21 protein-coding genes are annotated in these 20,703 nt (G+C 63.8%); 10 read left to right on the top strand and 11 right to left on the bottom strand.

The annotated features are described in order from the left end of the window. The first annotated feature begins 7 nt into the window (after positions 1-7). From B3K53_RS07055 to B3K53_RS07045, 3 genes are all read left to right on the top strand, one after another. Positions 8-2,602: an N-6 DNA methylase gene (locus tag B3K53_RS07055; RefSeq protein WP_292083455.1), complete on the top strand. Its 2,595-nt coding sequence runs from the start codon at positions 8-10 to the stop codon at positions 2,600-2,602. Further along, positions 2,599-3,342, top strand: a complete 744-nt coding sequence (locus tag B3K53_RS07050) for a hypothetical protein (RefSeq protein WP_292083454.1) — start codon at positions 2,599-2,601, stop codon at positions 3,340-3,342. Before B3K53_RS07055 ends, B3K53_RS07050 begins: the two co-directional genes overlap by 4 nt. A gap of 62 nt (positions 3,343-3,404) precedes the next feature. Next, positions 3,405-4,046: a hypothetical protein gene (locus B3K53_RS07045; protein ID WP_292083453.1), complete on the top strand. Its 642-nt coding sequence runs from the start codon at positions 3,405-3,407 to the stop codon at positions 4,044-4,046. 405 nt (positions 4,047-4,451) lie between these two features. On the opposite strand, the gene B3K53_RS07040 is transcribed toward B3K53_RS07045, so the two are convergent. Further along, the gene (locus tag B3K53_RS07040; protein ID WP_292083452.1) at positions 4,452-5,225 is read right to left on the bottom strand and encodes a winged helix-turn-helix domain-containing protein; all 774 of its coding nucleotides are present in this window, start codon (positions 5,223-5,225) and stop codon (positions 4,452-4,454) included. A 205-nt stretch (positions 5,226-5,430) separates the two neighbouring features. Here B3K53_RS07040 and B3K53_RS07035 point away from each other — a divergent pair, with 205 nt between their 5' ends. Beyond that, on the top strand, positions 5,431-6,195 hold the full coding sequence (locus B3K53_RS07035; RefSeq protein WP_292083451.1) for a hypothetical protein: 765 nt from the start codon (positions 5,431-5,433) through the stop codon (positions 6,193-6,195). Between the two features lie 11 nt (positions 6,196-6,206). Continuing rightward, positions 6,207-7,334 (top strand): serine hydrolase domain-containing protein, encoded by a 1,128-nt coding sequence (locus B3K53_RS07030; RefSeq protein WP_292083450.1) that lies wholly within the window; start codon positions 6,207-6,209, stop codon positions 7,332-7,334. 216 nt (positions 7,335-7,550) lie between these two features. Here the strand turns inward: B3K53_RS07030 and B3K53_RS07025 are convergent, their stop codons facing one another. Continuing rightward, complete coding sequence (locus B3K53_RS07025) at positions 7,551-7,922, bottom strand: hypothetical protein (RefSeq protein WP_292083449.1); 372 nt, start codon at positions 7,920-7,922, stop codon at positions 7,551-7,553. Between the two features lie 160 nt (positions 7,923-8,082). Between B3K53_RS07025 and B3K53_RS07020 the strand changes: the two genes are divergently transcribed. Continuing rightward, positions 8,083-9,015 (top strand): HEPN domain-containing protein, encoded by a 933-nt coding sequence (locus B3K53_RS07020; protein WP_292083448.1) that lies wholly within the window; start codon positions 8,083-8,085, stop codon positions 9,013-9,015. 190 nt (positions 9,016-9,205) lie between these two features. Then, on the top strand, positions 9,206-9,499 hold the full coding sequence (locus B3K53_RS07015; RefSeq protein WP_292083447.1) for a hypothetical protein: 294 nt from the start codon (positions 9,206-9,208) through the stop codon (positions 9,497-9,499). Between the two features lie 18 nt (positions 9,500-9,517). Here B3K53_RS07015 and B3K53_RS07010 read toward each other — a convergent pair whose 3' ends face one another. The 7 genes from B3K53_RS07010 to B3K53_RS06980 form a co-directional block, all read right to left on the bottom strand. Next, positions 9,518-10,765, bottom strand: a complete 1,248-nt coding sequence (locus B3K53_RS07010) for a DUF3363 domain-containing protein (RefSeq protein WP_292083446.1) — start codon at positions 10,763-10,765, stop codon at positions 9,518-9,520. Between the two features lie 217 nt (positions 10,766-10,982). Next, entirely contained in the window at positions 10,983-12,167 is a 1,185-nt protein-coding gene (locus B3K53_RS07005) for a Fic family protein (protein ID WP_292083445.1), read from the bottom strand. Continuing rightward, complete coding sequence (locus tag B3K53_RS07000; RefSeq protein ID WP_292083444.1) at positions 12,106-13,410, bottom strand: site-specific integrase; 1,305 nt, start codon at positions 13,408-13,410, stop codon at positions 12,106-12,108. The genes B3K53_RS07005 and B3K53_RS07000 overlap by 62 nt, the downstream gene beginning before the upstream one ends. Before the next feature lie 169 nt (positions 13,411-13,579). Beyond that, positions 13,580-14,155, bottom strand: coding sequence for an HNH endonuclease (locus tag B3K53_RS06995; protein WP_292083549.1), 576 nt, complete (start codon positions 14,153-14,155; stop codon positions 13,580-13,582). Between the two features lie 136 nt (positions 14,156-14,291). Continuing rightward, positions 14,292-14,690 (bottom strand): ASCH domain-containing protein, encoded by a 399-nt coding sequence (locus B3K53_RS06990; RefSeq protein WP_292083443.1) that lies wholly within the window; start codon positions 14,688-14,690, stop codon positions 14,292-14,294. A 10-nt stretch (positions 14,691-14,700) separates the two neighbouring features. After that, positions 14,701-15,351 carry a trimeric intracellular cation channel family protein gene (locus B3K53_RS06985; RefSeq protein ID WP_292083442.1) on the bottom strand — a complete coding sequence of 217 codons (651 nt, stop codon included), beginning with the start codon at positions 15,349-15,351 and terminating at the stop codon, positions 14,701-14,703. Further along, entirely contained in the window at positions 15,348-16,004 is a 657-nt protein-coding gene (locus B3K53_RS06980) for a DNA-3-methyladenine glycosylase family protein (RefSeq protein ID WP_292083441.1), read from the bottom strand. The genes B3K53_RS06985 and B3K53_RS06980 overlap by 4 nt, the downstream gene beginning before the upstream one ends. Before the next feature lie 48 nt (positions 16,005-16,052). Here B3K53_RS06980 and B3K53_RS06975 point away from each other — a divergent pair, with 48 nt between their 5' ends. Then, positions 16,053-17,186, top strand: a complete 1,134-nt coding sequence (locus B3K53_RS06975) for a cupin domain-containing protein (RefSeq protein ID WP_292083440.1) — start codon at positions 16,053-16,055, stop codon at positions 17,184-17,186. Between the two features lie 7 nt (positions 17,187-17,193). Further along, positions 17,194-18,042 carry a tRNA glutamyl-Q(34) synthetase GluQRS gene (gene gluQRS / locus B3K53_RS06970; protein ID WP_292083439.1) on the top strand — a complete coding sequence of 283 codons (849 nt, stop codon included), beginning with the start codon at positions 17,194-17,196 and terminating at the stop codon, positions 18,040-18,042. 164 nt (positions 18,043-18,206) lie between these two features. Here gluQRS and B3K53_RS06965 read toward each other — a convergent pair whose 3' ends face one another. Then, a complete protein-coding gene (locus tag B3K53_RS06965; RefSeq protein WP_292083547.1) occupies positions 18,207-18,410 on the bottom strand; it encodes a cold-shock protein in 204 nt (67 codons plus the stop codon). A 307-nt stretch (positions 18,411-18,717) separates the two neighbouring features. Between B3K53_RS06965 and ppk2 the strand changes: the two genes are divergently transcribed. Beyond that, positions 18,718-19,461 (top strand): polyphosphate kinase 2, encoded by a 744-nt coding sequence (ppk2, locus tag B3K53_RS06960; RefSeq protein WP_292083438.1) that lies wholly within the window; start codon positions 18,718-18,720, stop codon positions 19,459-19,461. A gap of 10 nt (positions 19,462-19,471) precedes the next feature. On the opposite strand, the gene B3K53_RS06955 is transcribed toward ppk2, so the two are convergent. Next, a complete protein-coding gene (locus tag B3K53_RS06955) occupies positions 19,472-20,116 on the bottom strand; it encodes a hypothetical protein (protein WP_292083437.1) in 645 nt (214 codons plus the stop codon). Between the last annotated feature and the right edge of the window lie 587 nt (positions 20,117-20,703).

Raw genomic sequence — 20,703 nt, 5'->3', positions numbered from 1 at the left:
GCGCCCGATGCTCGATTCAGACACCAAGCGCCGCATCAACACCTGTCGCGACATTCTCGTCGGGAAGGTGCCCGACCCGAAGAGCCAGGTCGAACAGATCACCATAGCCCTGATCTACAAGTTCATGGACGACATGGACCTTGAGGCCGAGGAGCTTGGCGGGGCGCGCAGCTTCTTCACCGGCGACTTCGAACGTTATCGGTTCAGCAAGCTGGTCGCGCCGGGCGTCGGCGGACAGGAGATGCTGAACCTCTACACCGAGGCTCTGACCAAAATGGTCGAGAACCCGGACCTTCCCGAGCTGTTCCGCAGCATCTTCCGCAACGCCTATCTGCCCTATCGGGACCCAGAAACGCTGCGGAGCTTCCTGCGCGAGGTCAACGGCTTCACCTACGACCACAGCGAGCGGCTCGGAGACGCCTTCGAGTACCTGTTGTCGGTCCTAGGCAGTCAGGGTGACGCCGGTCAGTTTCGCACGCCGCGCCACATCATCGACTTCATGGTCGAGATCATCGACCCGCAGAAAAACGAGGTCATTCTCGATCCTGCCTGCGGCACGGCGGGCTTCCTGATCTCGGCCTACAAACACATCCTGAAGCGGAGCACGACCGGGGCCGCAAACGGCAACGGAAACGGGGTCGAGGGCGATGCAGCGGAGCAAGCGCTGGAGAGCCCACAACGCTACAAAGGCGACCTGCTTTCGCCGGACGAGCGCGCGCGCCTGGCTCGCAACATCAAGGGCTATGACATCTCACCGGACATGGTGCGCCTGAGCCGCGTGAACATGTTCCTTCACGCCTTCAAGGAGCCGTTGGTCGAGGAATATGATACCCTGACCAGCGACGATAAGTGGGGGGAGACCGCTGACGTCATCCTCGCCAATCCGCCCTTCATGTCGCCGAAGGGGGGGATCATCCCCCACAACAAGTTTCAGGTGCCGTCCAAGCGCAGCGAAGTCCTGTTCGTCGACTACATCGCCGAACACCTGACGCCGAACGGGCGCGCGGCGATCGTGGTGCCGGAGGGCATCATCTTCCAGAGCCAGAGTGCCTATGTTGCCCTGCGCAAGATGTTGGTGGAGGGCTACCTCGCCGCCGTCATCTCGCTGCCCGCGGGCGTCTTCAACCCATATTCGGGCGTCAAGACGTCGATCCTTATCCTCGATCGGGCAGTGGCGAAGGCCAGCACCCACGTCGCATTCTTCAAGGTCGAGAATGACGGCTTCGGTCTTGGCGCACAGCGCAGGGCGGTGAAGGGGTCTCAGTTGCCCCAAGTCAAATCGGACCTCAGCGCTTGGCTTAAGGCCGCGCGATCGAGTCCTGGTGAAGAACTACGTTCCGAACTTGGCAACACTGTCGCGCGGGCAAAGTTAGCCGAAGATGGGGATTACAATCTCAGTGCCGACCGATACCGATCTAAGGCGGCGGTTGAGCATGTGTGGCCGATGGTGGCTCTGGGGGATGTGACGAGGCGGGTAAGCGGAGGGACACCCTCAAAGGCAAATGAAGCCTATTGGAATGGTGACATCCCGTGGGTTTCACCAAAAGACATGAAGGTCGACGTGATTGTCGACACGGAAGATCACGTCTCAGAAGCCGCAGTCGAAGGCAGTGCCACTTCGTTGGTCCCGCCCGGGACGATCTTGGCGGTGGTCCGTTCGGGGATTTTGCAGCACTCGTTCCCGGTCGCGATTACGTCGCGCGAGCTGTGCTTCAACCAAGACCTGATCGGCCTTATCCCTGACGAGAGTCAGATACTCGGGCCATTCTTGTTCTGGAATCTCAAAGCGCGGGGAGACGAGATATTAGCGGAGGGGATCAAGCCGGGCGTTACGGTTCAAAGTTTCCATTCGGGCTTTTTCCAGACCCTCAGAATTCCCCTCCCGCCATTGGCAATTCAGCGCGAGATCGTTGCTGAGATCGAGAGCTATCAACGTGTCATCGACGGAGCCCGGGCTGTCCTCGAAAGCTACCGCCCTCACATTCCGATTGATCCAGAGTGGCCGATTGTGCCGATGGCCGATATCGCAGATTTCAAAAACGGCCTGAACTTCACCAAGAGCGACGAGGGAGAATCGGTCCGCATAGTAGGTGTGAGCGACTTTCAGTCTAACACGCTGGTTCCATCCGACAGTCTGGCAACCATCCAACCTGACGCATCTGTAGGTCGGGACTACCTCCTCCAGCCAGGCGACATTCTGTTCGTACGCTCGAATGGCAACCCGGACCTTGTGGGCCGCTCCATGCTCGCGGGAGATGAAATCGGACGCGCGACGTTCTCAGGATTTACCATTCGCGCCCGGTTCGACGCAGGGAGGGTGAACCCTCGCTATCTCGCCTACTTCTTCAAAACACCCGTCTTCTCGGATAAGATGAAGCAGAGTGGACAAGGCGCGAACATTCGCAACCTGTCACAAGGTATTCTTGCTGACCTGAAAGTACCGTTGCCCGACCTAGACACTCAAGCCGCCATCGTCGCTGAAATTGAGGCCGAGCAAGTGCTGGTTAACGGCAACCGCGACCTCGTTGACCGCTTCGAGAAGAAGATCGACTTCACCATCGCCCGTGTCTGGGGCGAGGCTAGCGATCAAGAAACGGCATGATCGAGCAGGCTGGTCATCTGGAAGGCTTCCTCCCGTTGTCCTACCGGACGCCGAAGGAGCGGGAATATGTCCGCTTCCTGTGGGAGGCGTTCGAAACAAATGTCGAGCACGGCAAGTACCAGTTCGCCTTCCTCGCCTACCACATGCTCGTGATGAGCTTCGTCTACTTCAACATCTGGCAGATAAGACAGATCAGACCAGAGGCGTTCGCGACTGCCTTGATCGGCTTCGGCAAGGACATGGAGAAGGACCTCCTCGAAGCGACGAGCCCCTTCACTTTCCACGTGGTCAATGAAAGCCACGTCATGCGCTTCCTGAAGCTCATCCAGTGCGACAACGGCAAGATCGGCGCCTACACCAAGCTGGTGAAGGATCGCAACGAGACTGCGCACTCGAACGGCAATATCTTCTTCAGCACGGAAGCCGAACTCGCGACGAAGGTCCGGGAGATTATCCGCGCGGTGGCCGAGATTCAGGATCACAGCAAGGACATCATTCTTGAAGGCTATCGGACCTTCCTGACCGAGTCAGCTGACCCGGAGACGCGGGAACACATCGAGATCGAGGACCAGGTCCGCGAGGTCCTGATCCATGGCGGCTACATGTCCCTCATCGACCTCTCCTTCTGCGCCGATTTCGATATCACCGCTTTGGCGGAGAACTCGAACTTCGTGGAGATAGAAGCCCTCCATGCCGAGGTACGGAATTGGGTTAATCGAGACGACGCTATCGCTGCGTGACGATGCAGAGAGGGGGAGCGAGTCGCCCAGGTGATTGAGGCAACGTCGAACGGAGGGCGCTTGTGGCAAAGCTATTTCAGGGACTCGGGTTCGACGTTCATGGCTACGACTATGGGCGGAGCCTGATGGTTCTAGAGGACACTCTCGTTGAGGCGGAGCGCGGGCTAACCGAAAACCGCAACCGAACCCTCGCTGAGGCCGCTGAGTATGAAGCAAGCGGGAAAAGAATCGGCGAATGGGCGGATGACGGGCGGAAGATTTGGGACCAGTCTGATGCCTACGAGTTCGATCTGGAGCTTGTAGATGAAGGGCTCGCAAATATCCGTAAGGCCTTTGTGATCGCGCTCTATCATTCGTGGGAGCGGATGGTCGGTCAGTGGGCCGAAGTTGGAGCCAGGGCTGATCACGCGGAGCTACGGAGAGGGGTCGAGGAAAAAGGGGTCACTCCGCACGCGCGGCTGGACGCGGTCAGAGACCTGAACAACGCTCTCAAACACAATAGCCGTCGGTATGGCGCCGATCTGCTGGACTCGTGGCCCGAGTTAACTCCTGAAGGGTTTGCCCTGCCTGACGGCTACCGAAACGGTAACGGGTCGGTGGACTGGTTCTCTGTCATCACCATCGACGACATGCAGATGCGCGAGATTATCTCAGCACTTCGTGCCTCCGGTCCGGAAGCCTTCCCTCGTGTCGGCAAAACTTAGCCTGACAAGCGCGCGCATTGGGTCTGCGATCACGTCGTGGCCCTCGAGATCGACAACCCGTCACGTGACTGGGCCTATTGCCTCAATAGACCGTGCTCACACGAGACGCGCCATCTACCCCCTCGAGCTGTCCCATTGGGATCACTCCTGGCTCTTGAAGAATGGCGTCTCACAATATCTTAGATACTGAGAAGCAGACATGACCACAGCGGCCAACTTGTAGGTCGTTGCCGAGGCTCATAAAACTGCGGGGCGGCCCAGAGTCCACGGAGGGCGGGATCGCGATATCGGCATCGGCCACAAAACGGATTTTAGCTCCTTCTTGGAATGTCGGCTTTCAGGGCAGATCCTAATGTCCGCGAATGGCGCAGAGACGCTCTCCCGTTGCGGCAGTCGCCAGAGGCCCTATGAGTCTCGTGTGGAGAAGGCGTGGGCCAGCCGGGATGACAGGCGCTCCTGTGTCTTCAGGTAGTTGTCGAGGTCCGTGGGCTCCGACATCTGTTGGGCCCAGAGAACCTCTCCATCGTCGGACGACAGAAGGGTCAGGTTCGCAATCGTGCGATCCGGCATCTGGCGGACCGTTAGGTCGAGGACGTAGGGAGCCTCCGGCGTCCGGAATGACGTTTCGCCGGCGCCGACCTTGAGGAAGGCGACCTCACCCCCGGACGAAGCCTGCAGATCGGCCACGAGATTTTCCGTAAGTCCGTCGATGAACATCGGGAATAGCGTCGTATCGCAAAGATTGCGGCCGGGGGGCACGGCGACGCGAACCTCGGCGAGGGCCGTTTTCTCGCGAGGCGGAGAACCCGGCTCATGCGGCGCGCCGATCAGAAAGACGGCCCCGACGGCGACGCCCACTATTCCGAAAGATGCCAGCAGGAGCGACGCCTGGCCGCCGCGCCTCTTGGCGGGCGAAGCGTCGGGGTGGCCAACAAAGCGGTAGCCGACCCGCGACTGGGTCTCGATCAGATCCGAACCGCCGGCCTCTATCAGCGCCTTTCGAAGCCGTTTCACGCAGGTGTTGAGATTCTGATCGGCGCCCAGGTGCTCGGCCGACCAGAAGCGGGCAATCAATTCTTCCCGCGTCGCCACCCGCTCGCGGCAGGCGATCAGATAGTCGAGCAGTTCCAGAGATTGCCTCGGGACCTCCACCCGCTTTCCACCGAACCACAGGCTCAAGGGATGGCGATGGAGCAAGTAACCGTCGAACCGCAGCCCCCCGTCGCGATGTCGGACAGGTGAGAAGGGCGAACGGTTCGGGGTCATTGATCAGGTCTCGCGGCGGCGGAAGTCAGCGAATGTCCCATCATGTCATTTGCCCGACGAAGCACCAACCGCTTCCCTCGAACCGTTGCGGCCCGCCGCATTCGATCGGACTGTCCTGATGCACTCAATCGCCCGAACTCTGCTCTGCGTGCTCGTCGCTGGCGGCGGTATAACCGCCCCCGCCGCCGCCGAGGAAACGCGGATCGACGTGCGTGTCCTGGCCCGGGGCGCCAAGTTCCTCCCGGGCCACGGCTCCGTCCCGATCACGCTCCGGGATGCCGACACAGGCGAGGTTCTCATACGGGGCTGGACGGAGGGAGGAACCGGCGACACGGCGCGGATTCTGAACGCAGGGGCCAGCGAGCCTCGCCAAATGCAGGGCGACAACGCCGCGGTGTTTTCGACCTCCTTGGATATGGATCGGCCCCGCCTGGTCGCGCTTGAGGTGGGTAGCCCTGAAGGGGCTTCCCGCGCGGGTCGCCAGATCAGCACGCAATGGGTACTTCCGGGCAAGCATCTGACCAACGGCGACGGCTGGGTGGTCGAAATGCCCGGGCTCGTCGTCGATATCTCTACGCCGGTTGCTCACGGATTCGTGGATCGCGGCGGCGAGATCGATCTGCTCGCAGGCGTCACCCTGATGTGCGGCTGCGGATTTGAACCTGGCGGGACCTGGGACGCCGGTGGGGTGGAGGTGGAGGCGTGGATTTATCGGGTCGGGGAGAAGGTCGCGGTCGTTCCGCTGACCTACGCCGGGCCGTCCAGTCGGTTCGAAGGTGTCTATCAGCCAACCGCGGCCGGGGTTCACGAGATCGAAATTCGGGCCTGGGCTCCTCGATGGAACAACGCGGGCATCGCCCGCACCCTGGTGTTCGTCCGATGACGGAGGCGGCTTTGAAGATCCTTCACCTTTGGCAACGTCAATGGCGGGACGGCCGCGGGGCGGCCCGCCGGTTTGCGGCAGGCCTATGCCTGTTTCTGGCGGCTTGTACAGGATCGGCAGCGCCCGACCTGCGCGCGCAGATCGACGCTCAACTTGAGGCCAATGCTTCGCTTCACGGCATCCCGGCCCAATCGGTTTTGGTTATGCGGAACGGCGAGGTTCTGTACCGCAGCCAGACAGGTTTCGCCGACATCGAGTCACAGCGCGCGGTCCGGCCGGACGATGTCTATGCCGTCTATTCCGTGAGCAAGTTGTTCGTCAGCACCTTGATCCTGGAATTGGTCGATCAGGGCCGGATCGATCTGGAGGCGCCTGCCAGCCGCTACATCGCCAGCCTGCCGCCGGCGTGGCGCGAAGCGCGGATTGAGCAACTGCTGAACCACGCTTCGGGGTTGCCTGATTACTTCCAGGGCACCGACGGCCGGTTGGACTTTCCGCGGACGCGGGACGAGGTTTTCCGGACACTGGGCGAAAAGCCACTGGATTTCCCGCCGGGTACGCAGGTCCGCTACAACCAGACGAACTATCTGGTGCTACAGGCCGTCCTGGAACGCCTGCACGGCATGCCTTACCGGCAGATCGTACAACGACGGATCGCCGAGCCGCTAGGACTGCGGGACGTCTATCTGGGCCTGGCGAACGCGCCGGCCGGACGACTTGTGTCCGCCTACCGGGGCGAGGGCGCACGTTTGGTCCCCGATCCGACGGTCCCATGGCCGGACTACAGCATCGCCCATGCCGAACTGTTCACGACTGCGGACGATCTGGGGGTCTTTCTGACCGCCGTGGCCCAAGGCCGGTTCGCGCGGCCACAGACGCTGGCCCGCCTGTGGCGCCCGTATCGCCAGGCGAACGGGCAGAGGGGCGATTTCGCGTCGGGCTGGGACTACGGCGAGAGTGAGGGATTCCGGGAGGTCGGCCACGACGGGGGCGTCAAGGTGCGGGTGCGACTGATTTTCCGCGGCGACGATCTGAACGATCACTACGTGATCATCTATCTGACCAACGGGACGCGCGAGGGTGTGTGGACACGGCGGCTGGTAGAATCCATCCAACCCCTCGTCTTGCAGAGCGACTAGAACGGTAGGATGGGAGCAAGCTTGCGGGGGCGTCGGTCTGGCGTCTGAAGTTGTACCAAACGAGCTGATGGTCCGCTTTGTGGCGGTGGGTTTTCGGTGGCCGCCGTTCCCGGGCGCGACCTTCAATCCCCCATTCTAACGTCCACTTTCCGCTGCGGCGCCAAGTTCCGCTTCTGGCGCTGTTCAGCCTCATCCGCTCGTGTTGGCTGGGGCCCTTCAGAACTTAGCCTTTAGCGGCTTGGTAAAGCGGGCTTTATCACAGCGACCTTGGAAGACGGTCGTGCCCCAGTCCTGTTCGACATAGCCGCTGCTGCGGTCGATATTCACCCTGTCGTTTAGAAGCAGGTCCGCTGAGCTGGTTTCTTTAATCGGGATCAGCGCGGCTTCGTCGCAGCCATCGGTGTAGCACCAAACGCCCCGGTCGAGGTCGATGCTGAAACGCATGGTTTGCTCTTCGATTTTCTTGTGCGTGGTGATCGACCCGAAAGTCACCTTCTCGTTCAATACACCTTCACACACGAGATCGAACCGGTCTGAGCTCTGGCAACCAGCAAGACCGATGAGCGCGAGAAGCGTAAGCCGACGCATGGTGTCCCCCTTGGAAGCGGGGGATAACATAGATTGCCGGGGACCGGATGTCCGTTTTGCGCACCTGCGCCAATGACCGCTTCTGGCGCATTACGGATGTAAATCACCTGACCTTGACCGTTGGTTGGTGCAGCCCAGACGTTTCGGTTAGACTCATCCCATGCGGTCTGATTTGCACCATCTACCGGAGCGGCAGCAGCGCGAGCTTGAGCGCGTGCGGGACACGCTGCTGGCCGGGTTCGAGGCGGCCAAGAACGGCGGCGGAGGCGGCACGCAGGAGTGGCGGCGCGGCGGGACGGTGCTGAAGATTATCCTCTTCGGCTCCTATGCTCGCGGTGACTGGGTCGATGAGCCGGAGAACGGCTATCTATCGGATTTCGATGTGCTGATCGTGGTCAACAACGCCAAGATGACCAACATCGCCGACTACTGGTGGAACTCCGAGGATCAGATCCTGCGGGATCCGTCCATCGGCCGGACCGTCAACATCATCGTCCATGACCTCCAGGAGGTGAACGACGCGCTGAAGCGCGGCGAGTACTTCTGGACCGACATCGTGCGCGACGGCGTCTCGCTGTACAACGTGCCCGGTCATGCGCTGGCGACGCCGCAGCCGATGACACCAGAAGATGCCGTCGAGATAGCAATCCGGCATTACACGGCTAAAGCCGCCGATCTCACCAGATGGATCGACACGGCAGAATACCAGACGCTCAAGGCTGCCTCAGATGAAGGCTTCCGTAAGCTCGCAGCCTTCAGCCTCCACCAGGCTGTCGAAGCGGCCTACGCCTGCTTCCTGCTGGTCCACACCTTCTATTTCCCGCGCTCCCACAATATCAAGTTCCTGCGCTCGCTCGCCGAGGACGTGGACACGCGCTTGGTCGAGGCCTGGCCGCGCGAGCAGCGCACTGACCGTCGCCGCTTCGAACTGCTCAAGCGCGCCTATGTCGAGGCCCGTTATAGCGACCAGTACGACGCCTCGGCCGAGGACCTAGACTGGCTGACGGCCCGCGCCCGCATCCTGCGCGACCTCGTCGCCAGCCTCTGCCAATCTAGGATCGCCGAGCTGAAAGCGAAGGCCGAGACCGCCTGATCTGTGGACGCAAACGGCTGCCTCCCATCACGTTCGCGAGAGACCGCGTGAACGGATCGGACGTGTTGAAACCGCCTGAAACAGCCTGAACATTCCTGAAACGATCCTGTCCGTGATCGCCCTCAAGCGCTCGCATTGACCGCCTGTGGATAATCGTCGCCGGATAGCCCCTCACAGAGGAGCACACGCAATGACTGGCCTATACCTTGGGGAGACGGAAGACATCTTGCTGAACCGCAAGGAGGCGTCCACCGAACTGTTGCGCATGGGCATACGCCGCTCACCGGCCACCCTGGCCAAGATCTTCAGCACCCGATCCGACGGCCCGCCCTGCATGCATCTTGGCCGCACGCCCTACTATCCACGCCAGAAGCTGCATGAATGGGCGCGCAGCCAGCTGACGGCCCTTCGCTCGTCCTCCAGCCAGCCCCGGCGCTCGGGCGGATGGAGCGCGCCACGCCATGGAGAAGAAGCCCGCCCCTGACTGGGGCGCGGCTTCAGCTTACAGCCCCAGGCCCTCCCCGCCTCGCCCAATGCCCGGGATGACCTGCGCCACGCCGCGTGCGTCCATGCCCAGCGTCGCCGGGGCGCCGACCGCCGGCAAGGCCGCCCCCACCGCCAGCCGCGCATAGTGCTCGACGCCTTGGGCATCCCTGACAACCGCAAACGGCGAAACGCCGAGCTCGTCGTGGAAGCCCGCCTTCATCACCTTGCCGGTCACCCTGCCCTCCCGGAAGATCTCGGCGGTCTGGCCTGTCTCCAGCCGACGCTGGTTGAGGGTGCGTATGACGTCCTTGGAAATCTGCAGCCGCCGCAGTTCGCCCTCGAGGTCCTCATTGAGCCTGAAGCACCGCCCCTCACGCTCGGCCAGGCCCAGAGCCTCCAGATGGGCCAGCCGACCACGGGTCAGCGCCGCCCAGGCGCTCTTGCCGCCCACGGCGTCGCCGACCACCCCCTCCCCGTCCATGGACGCCAGAAGCCGCCGGTCGAAGCTGGTGAAGCCATCTCTCTGCGTCTCGCGCCAGACGCGACGTTCCGCGTCGAGCCGTGACAGGTCGCCCAATCGTTCCTGCGCCGCCTCCTGGGCCCGCGCCCGGAAGCCGTAGGCGACATAGTCGCGGGGAATGACCAGGTCCCGCTCGTTCGCCCGCCGCCCCGGCAGGAGGACATGGGCGTGGGGCTGGTCGGTGTCGTAGTGGCAGACCGCCATCCACGGCAGTTCCGGTTCGCCTAGGTCGGCGCAGACCCGGCCCATGACATCGCGCACGTAATCCTGAAGGTCGGCGATCCGGTCGCCGTGCTCCGGCGAGATGATGAAGCGGAAATGGTGCCGATGCTCGGCCCAGTCCTTGATGCGCTCCGCACCGTCCACCGCCTCCTCGTTCCGATCGAAGAAGGTCCCCGCCTTCCCTTCGTGGCCGGCGCCCTCACGAGAGAGATAACGGACATGGGCGGCCAGCGCCCCGGCGCGCGCCATGCCCTTGCCCTTGTGTCGCGACACCAGCGCCTTGACGATGACCCGCTGGCGCACGTCCACGCGGAAGGCGATGCCGGATCGCTTCGCGGCCGTCTTCAGCGCCCCGGCCCTGGCGCCATAGCTGAACCGCATCGACGACGAGAGCCGCTTCAGCATCGACGTCCGGACAGAGCCGTCTCGCTTCACGCTCGTCGCGAGGCGTACCTGAAGCTCGCCATCCGCCGAGGCGGACAGGGCGGACATGCGGTCTTCGATGATGCTGCGGACGGTCATGACGACGCCTCCCAGGAGGTGCAAAGCCGCTCTCAACCGCCGCAAGTCGTCACAAGTCGCAGAACCGGTAGAGAACGCTCACTAACGAGTGGAAACGAAAGGATAAAAGCGAAGCGAACACGCCCCTCTTTTATCTTGCCCTCCCGCCCCTCTCATTCTGCGTCTGCTTACCGCTGGTGGATTCTGATGACCGACAGACAGACCGCGTTTTCCCCGCTCAGTCCGACACTCGCATCAGCAGGTCCACCAGGGGGCGGTTGATGTAGTAGTTGTTCCTGCCGGCCTGATGCTTCTCAACAAACCCCGCAATGGCGAGTTGGTCGAGATACTTGGCAGCGGTTTGACGGGTGACGTCGAGATCGTTTTGGAGGAACTCGATCCGCGTGTAGGGGTGCCGGAACAGGTTGTTCAGCAGATCCTGCGAATAGCGGATTGTCGCGTGCGCCCGCAGCCGTTGCTTGTAGTCCGCCATCAAGGCGCTCATGCCGTCGATCAGAGCTAATGTCTGGCGGGACGTCGTGGATACGGCACGGAGCATGTAGAGCAACCAGGGCTCCCAGTCGCCGTTGTCCCGAACGCTCTGCAGCATCTGGTAATAGTCCGCCTTGTTGGCCGTCACATAGCGGCTGAGATAGAGCACCGGGATGTCCAGTAGCCCCGTTCGCGTCAGGTAGAGGACGTTCAGGATCCGGCCGATCCTGCCGTTGCCGTCCGAGAAGGGGTGGATGCTTTCGAACTGGTGATGGATGAGCGCCATCTTCACGAGCGGGTCCAGATCGCTTGCCGCGTCGTCGTTGATGAAGGCTTCGAGAGCCGTCATCTGGGCCTCGATCTCCCGGCGATCCTGTGGCGGCACGTAAACGAGCTCGCCCGTTGCCTGATGGCGCAGAGCCGTCCCGGGCGTCGCGCGGAAACCTTCATCCGTCCGCTTGAGCACCTGAAACATCTCGACGATGACATTGTTGGTCAGCAGCCCCTGGTTCACGTGGAGCTGGTCCCACCCCCTCTTAAGGGCGTCACGATAACTGGCGACCTCCTTGGCCGCGGCGGAGCCGGCGCCATCCCAGTGCAGGCTCGCCTGAAACAGCTCGTCCTGGGTCGTGACGATATTCTCGACTTCCGAACTCGCCTTCGCCTCCTGAAGCGCGAGCGTGTCGATGAGGATGGCCTGGTTCGGAATACTCCGGGCGCGCCCCTTCAATTCCGCCAGATGGCGGTGCGCGCGAGCCGCTTCGCGAAGCACCGCGGCCGTTTCAAGGTCCCCCTTCGGCGGAAGGCGAGGAATGGAATAGGTGGGTTTTAACATGGCCAACCGGACGTGTTCGTTATTTTCGACTTTTTTAACACGTTGAAACCGACATGTTAAATCCGGCCAGTTCATCGGGCCGACCAAAGCCGCCATCAGGGCTTTCTGACTTGCCTGCGTCATCCGCCGGGGCGGGCAGGATCATTGACGCCAACCGATCGCTGATCCGGTCTGCTGCAGCTTGCAGGGGATCGTCGGAGAGGTGGGCATACCGGCTTGTCGTAACCACATGCTGGTGTCCCAGGAGCTTGCCGATCAGCGTGAGACCTTCGCCGCCCGCTACCCCGACGCTGGCGAAGCTATGTCGGAGATCATGGATGCGCACATCCGGCAGACCGGCCTGATTGCGAATGTTCACCCAGGCCCAGTCCAGATTGGCCACCGGCTTCCCCGCATGACGGCGATCCGGAAAAACCCACTCGCGATCGTGAACCGGCAGAGACCCCACCAGCGTCCGCGCAGCCTTGCCCAGCCGGATCACCTTGGGCCCCGTCTTCGAGTCCTTCAGCCGCAGCAGCCCGCCTTCAAGATCCACCTCCCGCCAGCGAAGGTGCGCGATCTCGTTCTTGCGCGCGCCAGTCAGGGTCAGCAGGCGGATGATGGCCACGTGTCGAGGATCACCACCATCCTGCTCAAGCCGAGCCAGCACGTCTCCAAGCCTCGCCATCTCCGCGGCGGACAGGAAACGTTCACGCCGATTGTCCTTGTAACGCTTCAGTCCGCGGACCGGATTGTCGGTCATGAGCTCTCGCTCGATCGCAAAACTGAAGATACCGCCGAGTAGCCCCACGGTACGCGCAGCCGCGTGCTTGCCGCCCCGGGTATGGGGCGTGGCCTCTGCCCGGATCTTGCCGTTCCCGACATCAATCATCAGGCGCTGGATGTCGGCCCGCGAAACATCGCCCAGCTTCATCCGTCCCACGCGGGGCTTGATGTGCCGATCAATACGGATGCGATCGATCCGGAGAGTCGACGCCTTCTTCATCGCCGTGCCCTCAGCCATGTAGAGCTCGCACAACTCGCCCATCGTCATCTCGCCTCGCCGCTCCATCTTGTCGGCTTGGGGATCTCCGCCTTGAGCTGCCTCAGCGATGGCGAGCCGAGCCCGTTCTCTCGCTTCCTCCGCTGTGATGACCCCGTGTGGGGCCAGCGCCATCAGCCGGTCCGCGCCGCCGTGCGTTCGGAACCTGGCGAGGTAAGTTCGCCGCCCCTGCGGAGAGATCCGGACGCCAAATCCCTTGAGATCGGAATCCCACACGACGTACCGCTCGTCCCGAGGTGCCAAAGCCTCGACTACCCTTTTCGTGAGCCGCTTGGTCACCACATGGCCACCAGACATATTTCCTCCGTCCCGCCGCGGCGGGGTTAGAGCCCGATTTCTGGTCACCACATGGCCACCAGAACGGAGCAAGTCGGAGGATAAGGCGGTCATCCCGGGCAATCGCCCTTTGCCCTCTTTGCGCCACGAAAACAGGCGCTTGGGCAACAAACAGGAACACCGGTAAACCCTAGGGTTCGAGCTCGATGTCCCAGTAGAGGTAGTCCAGCCAGCTCTGGTGCAGGTAGTGGGGCGGGAAGCGGCGACCGGCTTCCTGCAACTCCCAGGAATTGGGCTGATGGGCGGTGCGGCGCAGCAGGGGCATGCCGGCCTGCTGGGGCGTTCGCCCGCCCTTCCTCAGGTTGCAGGGACCACAGGCGGCGACGATGTTCTGCCAGGTGGTGCGGCCGCCGCGCGAGCGGGGGATGACGTGGTCGAAGGTCAGGTCCTGGGCCAGACCGCTCTCGCCGCAGTACTGGCAGGCGAAACCGTCGCGCAGGAAGACGTTGAAGCGGGTGAAGGCGGGCTTGCGGTCCTGATCGACATAGGATTTCAGCGAGATGACGCTGGGCAGCTGCATCTCCATCGACGGGCTGCGCACCACCTTGTCATAGGTGGCGACCACGTCGACGCGCTCCTGCCAGACGGCCTTGACCACTTCTTCCCAGGGCCAGATCGACAGGGGATAATAGGACAGAGGACGGAAATCGGCGTTCAGCACCAGGGCCGGAAAGCCGGACGGGGGGCGGGTCAGGACCTGCATCAGGCCCTCCCGCTCATACGGGGGGATACCGAGGCGACAGGAGTGAGGACACGTCTCCTTCCCTAGTCTTATGGCCTCAGCCTACGCCCGATTCTCCCTCATCGCCATGACCGAGATGCAGCGTTTTCGTGACGCCGCCTCAGAAGACCTCGACCAGTTCGAAGCGCTCGCAGACCACCTTCATGCCCGGCGCCCAGGTGCCTTCGCGGCGGTAATAGGCCTCGTGCGCGCCGCGCCACCATTCATAGGTCAGGTCGCCCTCTCCCTCGGCGCGGGCGAAGTCCTCGCTGACCTGCTCGAAGGGCATGATCTCGACCTCGGTGGTGCGGATGGCGCAGCGCGGAACGCCGGCGCCGTCGAGAATGACGCTGATCTCGCCCACCGTCGGCATGATGTCGGCCTCGCACGACGCCAGCGACGAACAGGTGGCCTTCTTGCCGCCCGCCAGCACCAGGGCCAGCAGTTCGTCGGCCAGTTCGGGACTGTCGCCGAACGGCCAGCGCGGCGCGTCGCGATAGGCGGCGGGAACGTCGGTCATGGCTCAGTCCTCAGTTTCGGGTCGGGGCGCTGGGGAAGGCCGGCAGGCTCCACCCCCACTTCAGGGCGCCGGCGCGCAGGGCAAAGCCCGCCAGGACCGCCACCCCCACCGCCGGCCAGGTCGGCACGGTCAGGGCCTTTAGGCTGACGAACAGGCCCGCTGACAAGAGGGCGGCGGTGATGTTCAGCTCGCGCCGCAACAGGATCGACGGCTGGCCCGCCAGGACGTCACGCACCACCCCGCCGAAACAGGCCGTCAGCACCCCCATGACGACGCAGATCAGGGGCGCCACGTCATGGGAGGCCGCCTTGGCCGCCCCCATGACGCCATAGGCCGCCAGACCCACGGCATCCAGCCACAGCAGGGCCCGGAAGCGCCATGTCCGCGCCCCCAGCATCCAGAAGGCCGCCGCCGCCAGCAGGCAGACGGCGATGTAGCGCCAGTCCTGCACCCAGAAGACCGGCGCCCCGATCAGCAGATCGCGCAGCGTCCCGCCCCCGACTCCGGTGATGGCCCCGAAGAAGGCGAAGGTCACCAGGTCGTGCTTCTCGCGCGCGGCGGCCAGGGCGCCCGTCGCCGCGAAGACGGCCACCCCCGCAAAATCCAGCAGCGGCAGGACGGTCTCGGGCCGGGTCAGGTCGGCGTCGGTCAGCGGATTCAAGTCTTCAAGTCCTCCAGCGCGATATCGCCGCGCTTGACTCCTCCATACCATCCCCAGAGCAGATGCGCCGCCACCCCGCGATGCGGCCGCCAGATTTCAGCCCGGGCATAGGCCTGTTTCTCATTCGGCCGCGCCTCGCCCGCATCGGCCCAACGCATCGCCTCCTGCAGGGCCACGTCGCCGCCGGGAAAGACGTCCAGCCGCCCCTCGCAAAACATCAGGAAGGTCTCGGCCGTCCACCTGCCCACCCCCTTGATGGCCACGAGGGCCGCAACCGCCTCGGCGTCGTCCAGTCGTTCCAGATGGTCGAAGTCGATGCGACCTTCGGTGTGGGCCAATGCAATCTCGTGGCCGTACTTCGCCTTCTGCCCCGACAGGCCGAAGGTGCGCAGGGTCTCGACGTCCAGCGCCAGCACGGCCTCCGGCGACACCACGCCGCCCAGCCCCTCGACCGTCCGCTTCCAGATCGAGGCGGCGGCGGCGACCGAGACCTGCTGCTCCACGATCATGCGGAACAGGCCCTCATAGCCGCCGGGCCGCAGTCGCCACTCGAACACGGGGGTCAAGGCGTGCGCCCGCGCCAGCGCCGGATCAGCGGCGGCCAGGGCCTCTCGGGCGGCGGCGATGGAGGATGCGGAGGGAGCTGTGGCCATGAGGGTCCGTATCGACAGGGGAACGGCGCCGCTCTAGCGTCGCGGCCGATGCATAGTCTGGACGAACTTCTTCACCCGATCACCCCCGATCGTTTCTTCGCCGAGTTTCACGGCCGGAAACCGCTGCACATTCCCGCCGGGGAAGGCGCGGCCAAGCGGACCCTGCTGGACTGGGACGGTTTCAACGCCCTGTTGAACCAGTCGTCGATCTGGACCGCCCAGAGCCTGAAACTGGTGCGCGACACGGTCGCCGTGACGCCGGACCAGTATTGCCGTCCGGTGCAGACTCAGTCCGGCTCGGTGATGCGTCCCGACCCGGCCAAGGTGGCCGTCTTCCTGGCCACCGGGGCCAGCCTCGTCGCCGGGGACGCGCAGGAACTGACTCCGCGCCTGGCCGACGCCTCGGCCATGCTGGGCCGCGCCTTCGCCGCCGCCATCGGGGTCAACCTCTACTGCTCGTTCAAGGGCGTTCAGGCGTTCGGAACCCACTATGATCTGCACGATGTCTTCGCCCTGCAGGTCGAGGGTGAAAAGGTCTGGCGCCTGTATGAGAACCGGGCCGAGAACCCCGTCGACTTCCCCCCTGACACGCCCGATACCCGCCGCTGGCTGGAGCAGAGCCGGGGCCGGTTGATGACCGAGGTGCGGATGCGGCCTGGCGACGTCCTCTACCTGCCGCGCGGCTGGTATCACGACGCCCTGGCCCAGGACGGCGCCTCGCTGCACGCGACCTTCTCAATCACGCCCCTCTACGGGCGGATCCTCTTCTCCCTGCTGGACCGGATCGCCATGCAGGACCCGGCCTTCCGCGCCTTCATGCCCCCGGCGGATCGGGACGGCGGTCAGGCCCTGCAGGACCACCTCGCCGATCTCGGCCAGCGCCTGGCCCGCCTGATCGCCCTGCCCGCCTTCCGTGACGAGGTGGCGATGACGCAGGAAAAACTGGTCCCCCGCCCGGCCCGCTTCGCCCTGCCCCAGCCGTTGACGCTCACCGCCTATCGCCCGACCGGGTTGCTCGGCCCCGCCGTCACCGGCCCTGCGGCCCACGCCATGCGCTGGGCCCTGTCCCAGCCGGACTTCGCCATCGAGGAGTTGATCGCCCAGTTCGACTTCGTGGCCGAGGCCGATATTCGCGCCGCCGTCGACCAGGCGGAAAAGGCCGGCGCGCTCAAGCGCTTCTGATCGGCCGATGTTCACCACCCGCTTCGCCCCCTCGCCCACCGGCCGTCTGCATAAGGGCCACGCCTTTTCGGCCCTGACCGCCTGGAGCGCGGCCAAGGCGACGGGCGGTCGCTTCGTTCTGCGCATAGAGGACATCGACCCGACGCGGTGCAAACCGGAGTTCGAGGCGGCCATCTTCGAGGACCTGGCCTGGCTGGGCCTTGACTGGGAGACGCCGGTGCGGCGTCAGTCCGAGCATCTGGCCGACTACGCCGCCGTCATCGACGCCCTGAACGCGCGCGGCCTGCTCTACCGCTGCTTCCGCACCCGCAAGGAGATCCTCGACGCCATCGGCGACGCGCCACACGGCCCGGCCGAGGTCGTCCGCCCCGGCCCCCATGCGCCCGAGGATGAAGCCCGCCTGCTGGCCGAAGGCCGCCCCTACGCCTGGCGGCTGTCGCTGGATCGGGCGCGACAGGCTCTGGGCGAAGACGCCTGGAATGCGCTGTCCTTTGTCGAGGAGGGCGAAGGCCCGGACGGTGAAACCGGCGTCATTCGTGCGCGCCCTGAGACGGCGGGCGACGTGGTGCTGGCGCGCAAGGACGCCGGGACCGCCTATCATCTGGCCGTCACCCACGACGACGCCCTGCAAGGCGTAACCCATGTCGTTCGCGGTCAGGACCTGTTCGAGGCCACCCACATCCAGCGCCTGATCCAGACCCTGATGGGCTGGCCCGCTCCCGTCTATCGCCACCACCGCCTGCTGACCGGCCCCGACGGCCGCCGCTACGCCAAGCGCGACCAGTCGGTGACCCTGGCCGAACTGCGCGCCGGCGGCCTGACGCCCGAGGCCCTGCGGGCGGAGCTGGGGTTCTAGGGCGCGCTCGACCTGCCTATGGAGATCGGGCTTCTTCTGCGCTCAAGCAGCGCGGCTCCGCGAGCCGCGCGTTAGCGCTCTCCTCTTCACCCAAAAAAGAAAGGCGCGGAACCCTTCGGTCCCGCGCCTTTCAATCGTCTGAACCCGTTTCGGGTTCGTCGGCCTTAGAGAACCTTGAGGTCCACAGCCGAGGTCTTGCCGCGCTGGTTTTCCAGCTCGTACTCGACCTTGGCGTTTTCATCGAGGCCTTGCAGGCCAGCCTTCTGAACAGCGGTGATGTGGACGAAAACGTCCGAACCGCCGTTGTCGGGCTGGATGAAGCCGTAGCCCTTGGTGGGGTTGAACCACTTGACCGTGCCGGTCGCCATATCTGCGTCTCCGTAAACGCGCTTTGCCAGGCGGATTTCCATGCAGGAGAATCCGTCAGCCCATCTGGACAAGCTCGTTCAGGCGAAGGAGCGAGACGCGGGTTTGGACCCCACGTGAAATCCGGACTGCGGCGATGTTGTCACCCGACTATCCACAGCACGTCAACTGTAAAGCGAACGCCCCAATGCGAGGGATTGGTAAACGCCGAACGCGAGTCACCCGATGCGGGCCATCCTCAGCGCGGGCTGGCGCCGGGCCTCAAATGGTCGCAAGGTTCGTTCATCGCGCGGCACAGGACTGACCACCATGGCCAAGGACAACTACGAAGACACCCTGGAAGCCCTGCAGATTCAGCTGGTCGAGACCCAGGCCTGGGCCATCGAACAGGGGCTCAAGGTGGTGATCGTATTCGAGGGCCGCGACGCCGCCGGTAAGGACGGGGCCATCAAGCGCATGACCGAGTTCATGGCCCCGCGCCAGACCCGCGTCGTCGCCCTGCCCAAGCCCAACGACCGCGAACTGACCCAGTGGTATTTCCAGCGCTACGCCGCCCATCTGCCCGCCGCCGGGGAAACCGTCTTCTTCAACCGCTCCTGGTACAACCGCGCGGGCGTCGAGGCGGTCATGGGCTTCTGCACCCCCGCCCAGCATGATCGCTTTCTGCACGACGCCCCGCATTTCGAGCGGATGCTGACCCAGTCGGGCACGACCCTGATCAAGCTGTGGCTGGACATCAGCCGCGAGGAGCAGGACCGGCGGCTGGAAGAACGCACCACCCACCCGCTGAAACGCTTCAAGGTCTCGCCGCTGGACGCCGAGGCCCAGAAGCGCTGGGCCGACTATTCGGCCGCCCGCGACCAGATGCTGGAACGCACCCATTTCGACTATGCGCCGTGGACCGTGGTGGCCACCGACAACAAGAAGAAGGCGCGGCTCAACATCATCCGCCACGTCCTGCACCAGTTGAACTGCCCGGGACTGGAGGCCGGCAAGCCCGATCCCGAGATCGTCTTCCCCGCCGACAAGGCCAAGGGGCGACTGGCCAAGTAGCCCTGACGCCTCAGTCGTCGCCGAACAGGCGGCGGTTCTTGTCGACAAAGGCGTGGATGGCCTGGGTCAGCGGCCCGTTCTGACGTCCCTTGAGATAGGCCCAGCCCGCGCCCGCGCCGATCAGTGCGCCGACCGCGTCCACGATCAGGTCCCACATGGTGTCGACCAGGCCGGACTTCTGGGTGTTCAGGCCGAACAACTGGTCCAGCGCGAACTCCCAGATTTCCCACACCGCGCCGATCATGACGGCGAAGCAGAAGGCGAAGAAGGCCACGGTGAAGGGCGCCGCCGTCAGCCGGTTCCCCTTGACCAGCATCAGCATCAACAAGGACCCGACCAGCCCAAAGGCCACCGCCGAGCCGCCGTGCAGCGCCACATCCCACCACCAGTAGCGCTCATAGAAGTCCCCGACCTCGCCCAGCAGCAGCGTGGCGCACAGGAAGGCGGCGATGGCGCTGACGAAAGCGGTCGGCAGGGTCACTCCCACCTTCTCGCCCACCCAGACCGGAACCAGCGACAGCAGCAATGTCCCCGCCGCGACGAAGGTGATGCTGAACGCCTCTCTCAGAAACCCGCCCACCGCCGCCCCGATCAGGATCAGCCAGGTCAGATACAGGATGATGGGCGGACGGCCCCCGCGCGGACGCAACGTCATGAACAGCCTCCGATCGGCCGCCGACAAGCTTCAGCGACGCGCCGTCGTACCACGCCGTCGTCCATCCGGCCTCGGAAAGCAGACGCGCGGAAGCCCGGCGGCCGGGACAGTCCGGCACGGGACCGGACCGAACCCAAGGTTCGACCTAAGTCCGAGCGTCAGGGAAGACGATTTTCGCCGAAAGAGCGCTGGATTGCGGCGTTATGCTGAGCTATTCAGATGCAAACGACTCGCATTAACAACGGGGGAGGCAATGGGTCGATTTGGCTTAATGGTGTGTGCAGCGTGGTGTATTCCCACGTTTGCTCTTGCGGGCCCGTTCAATCTTACCGGACTCTCCCGTGCTAACTGTGGCGGGTTCAATGAAAGCGTGACCTGGATGGGATCAACGCTGATCGGCGCTTTCGATAAAGTCCAAATGGAGACTCAGTCCGTCCATACTTTTGGTGCGAGCGCCCCCAGTCGAATATTTGTCGATTCTTGGCGCAAGACATGGAGATCATACGCGGGGTGCCAGTTTTGCGGAAGTTCAGGCTGGACTGTCGATGGCGAGCATTACGTGACCTCTGGCGTCGGCCCAGACCATG

Origin of the sequence: Brevundimonas sp. UBA7506, from assembly GCF_002479495.1 — a bacterium.
Lineage (GTDB): Bacteria > Pseudomonadota > Alphaproteobacteria > Caulobacterales > Caulobacteraceae > Brevundimonas.
This window is presented reverse-complemented; position numbering and strand designations above follow the sequence as displayed.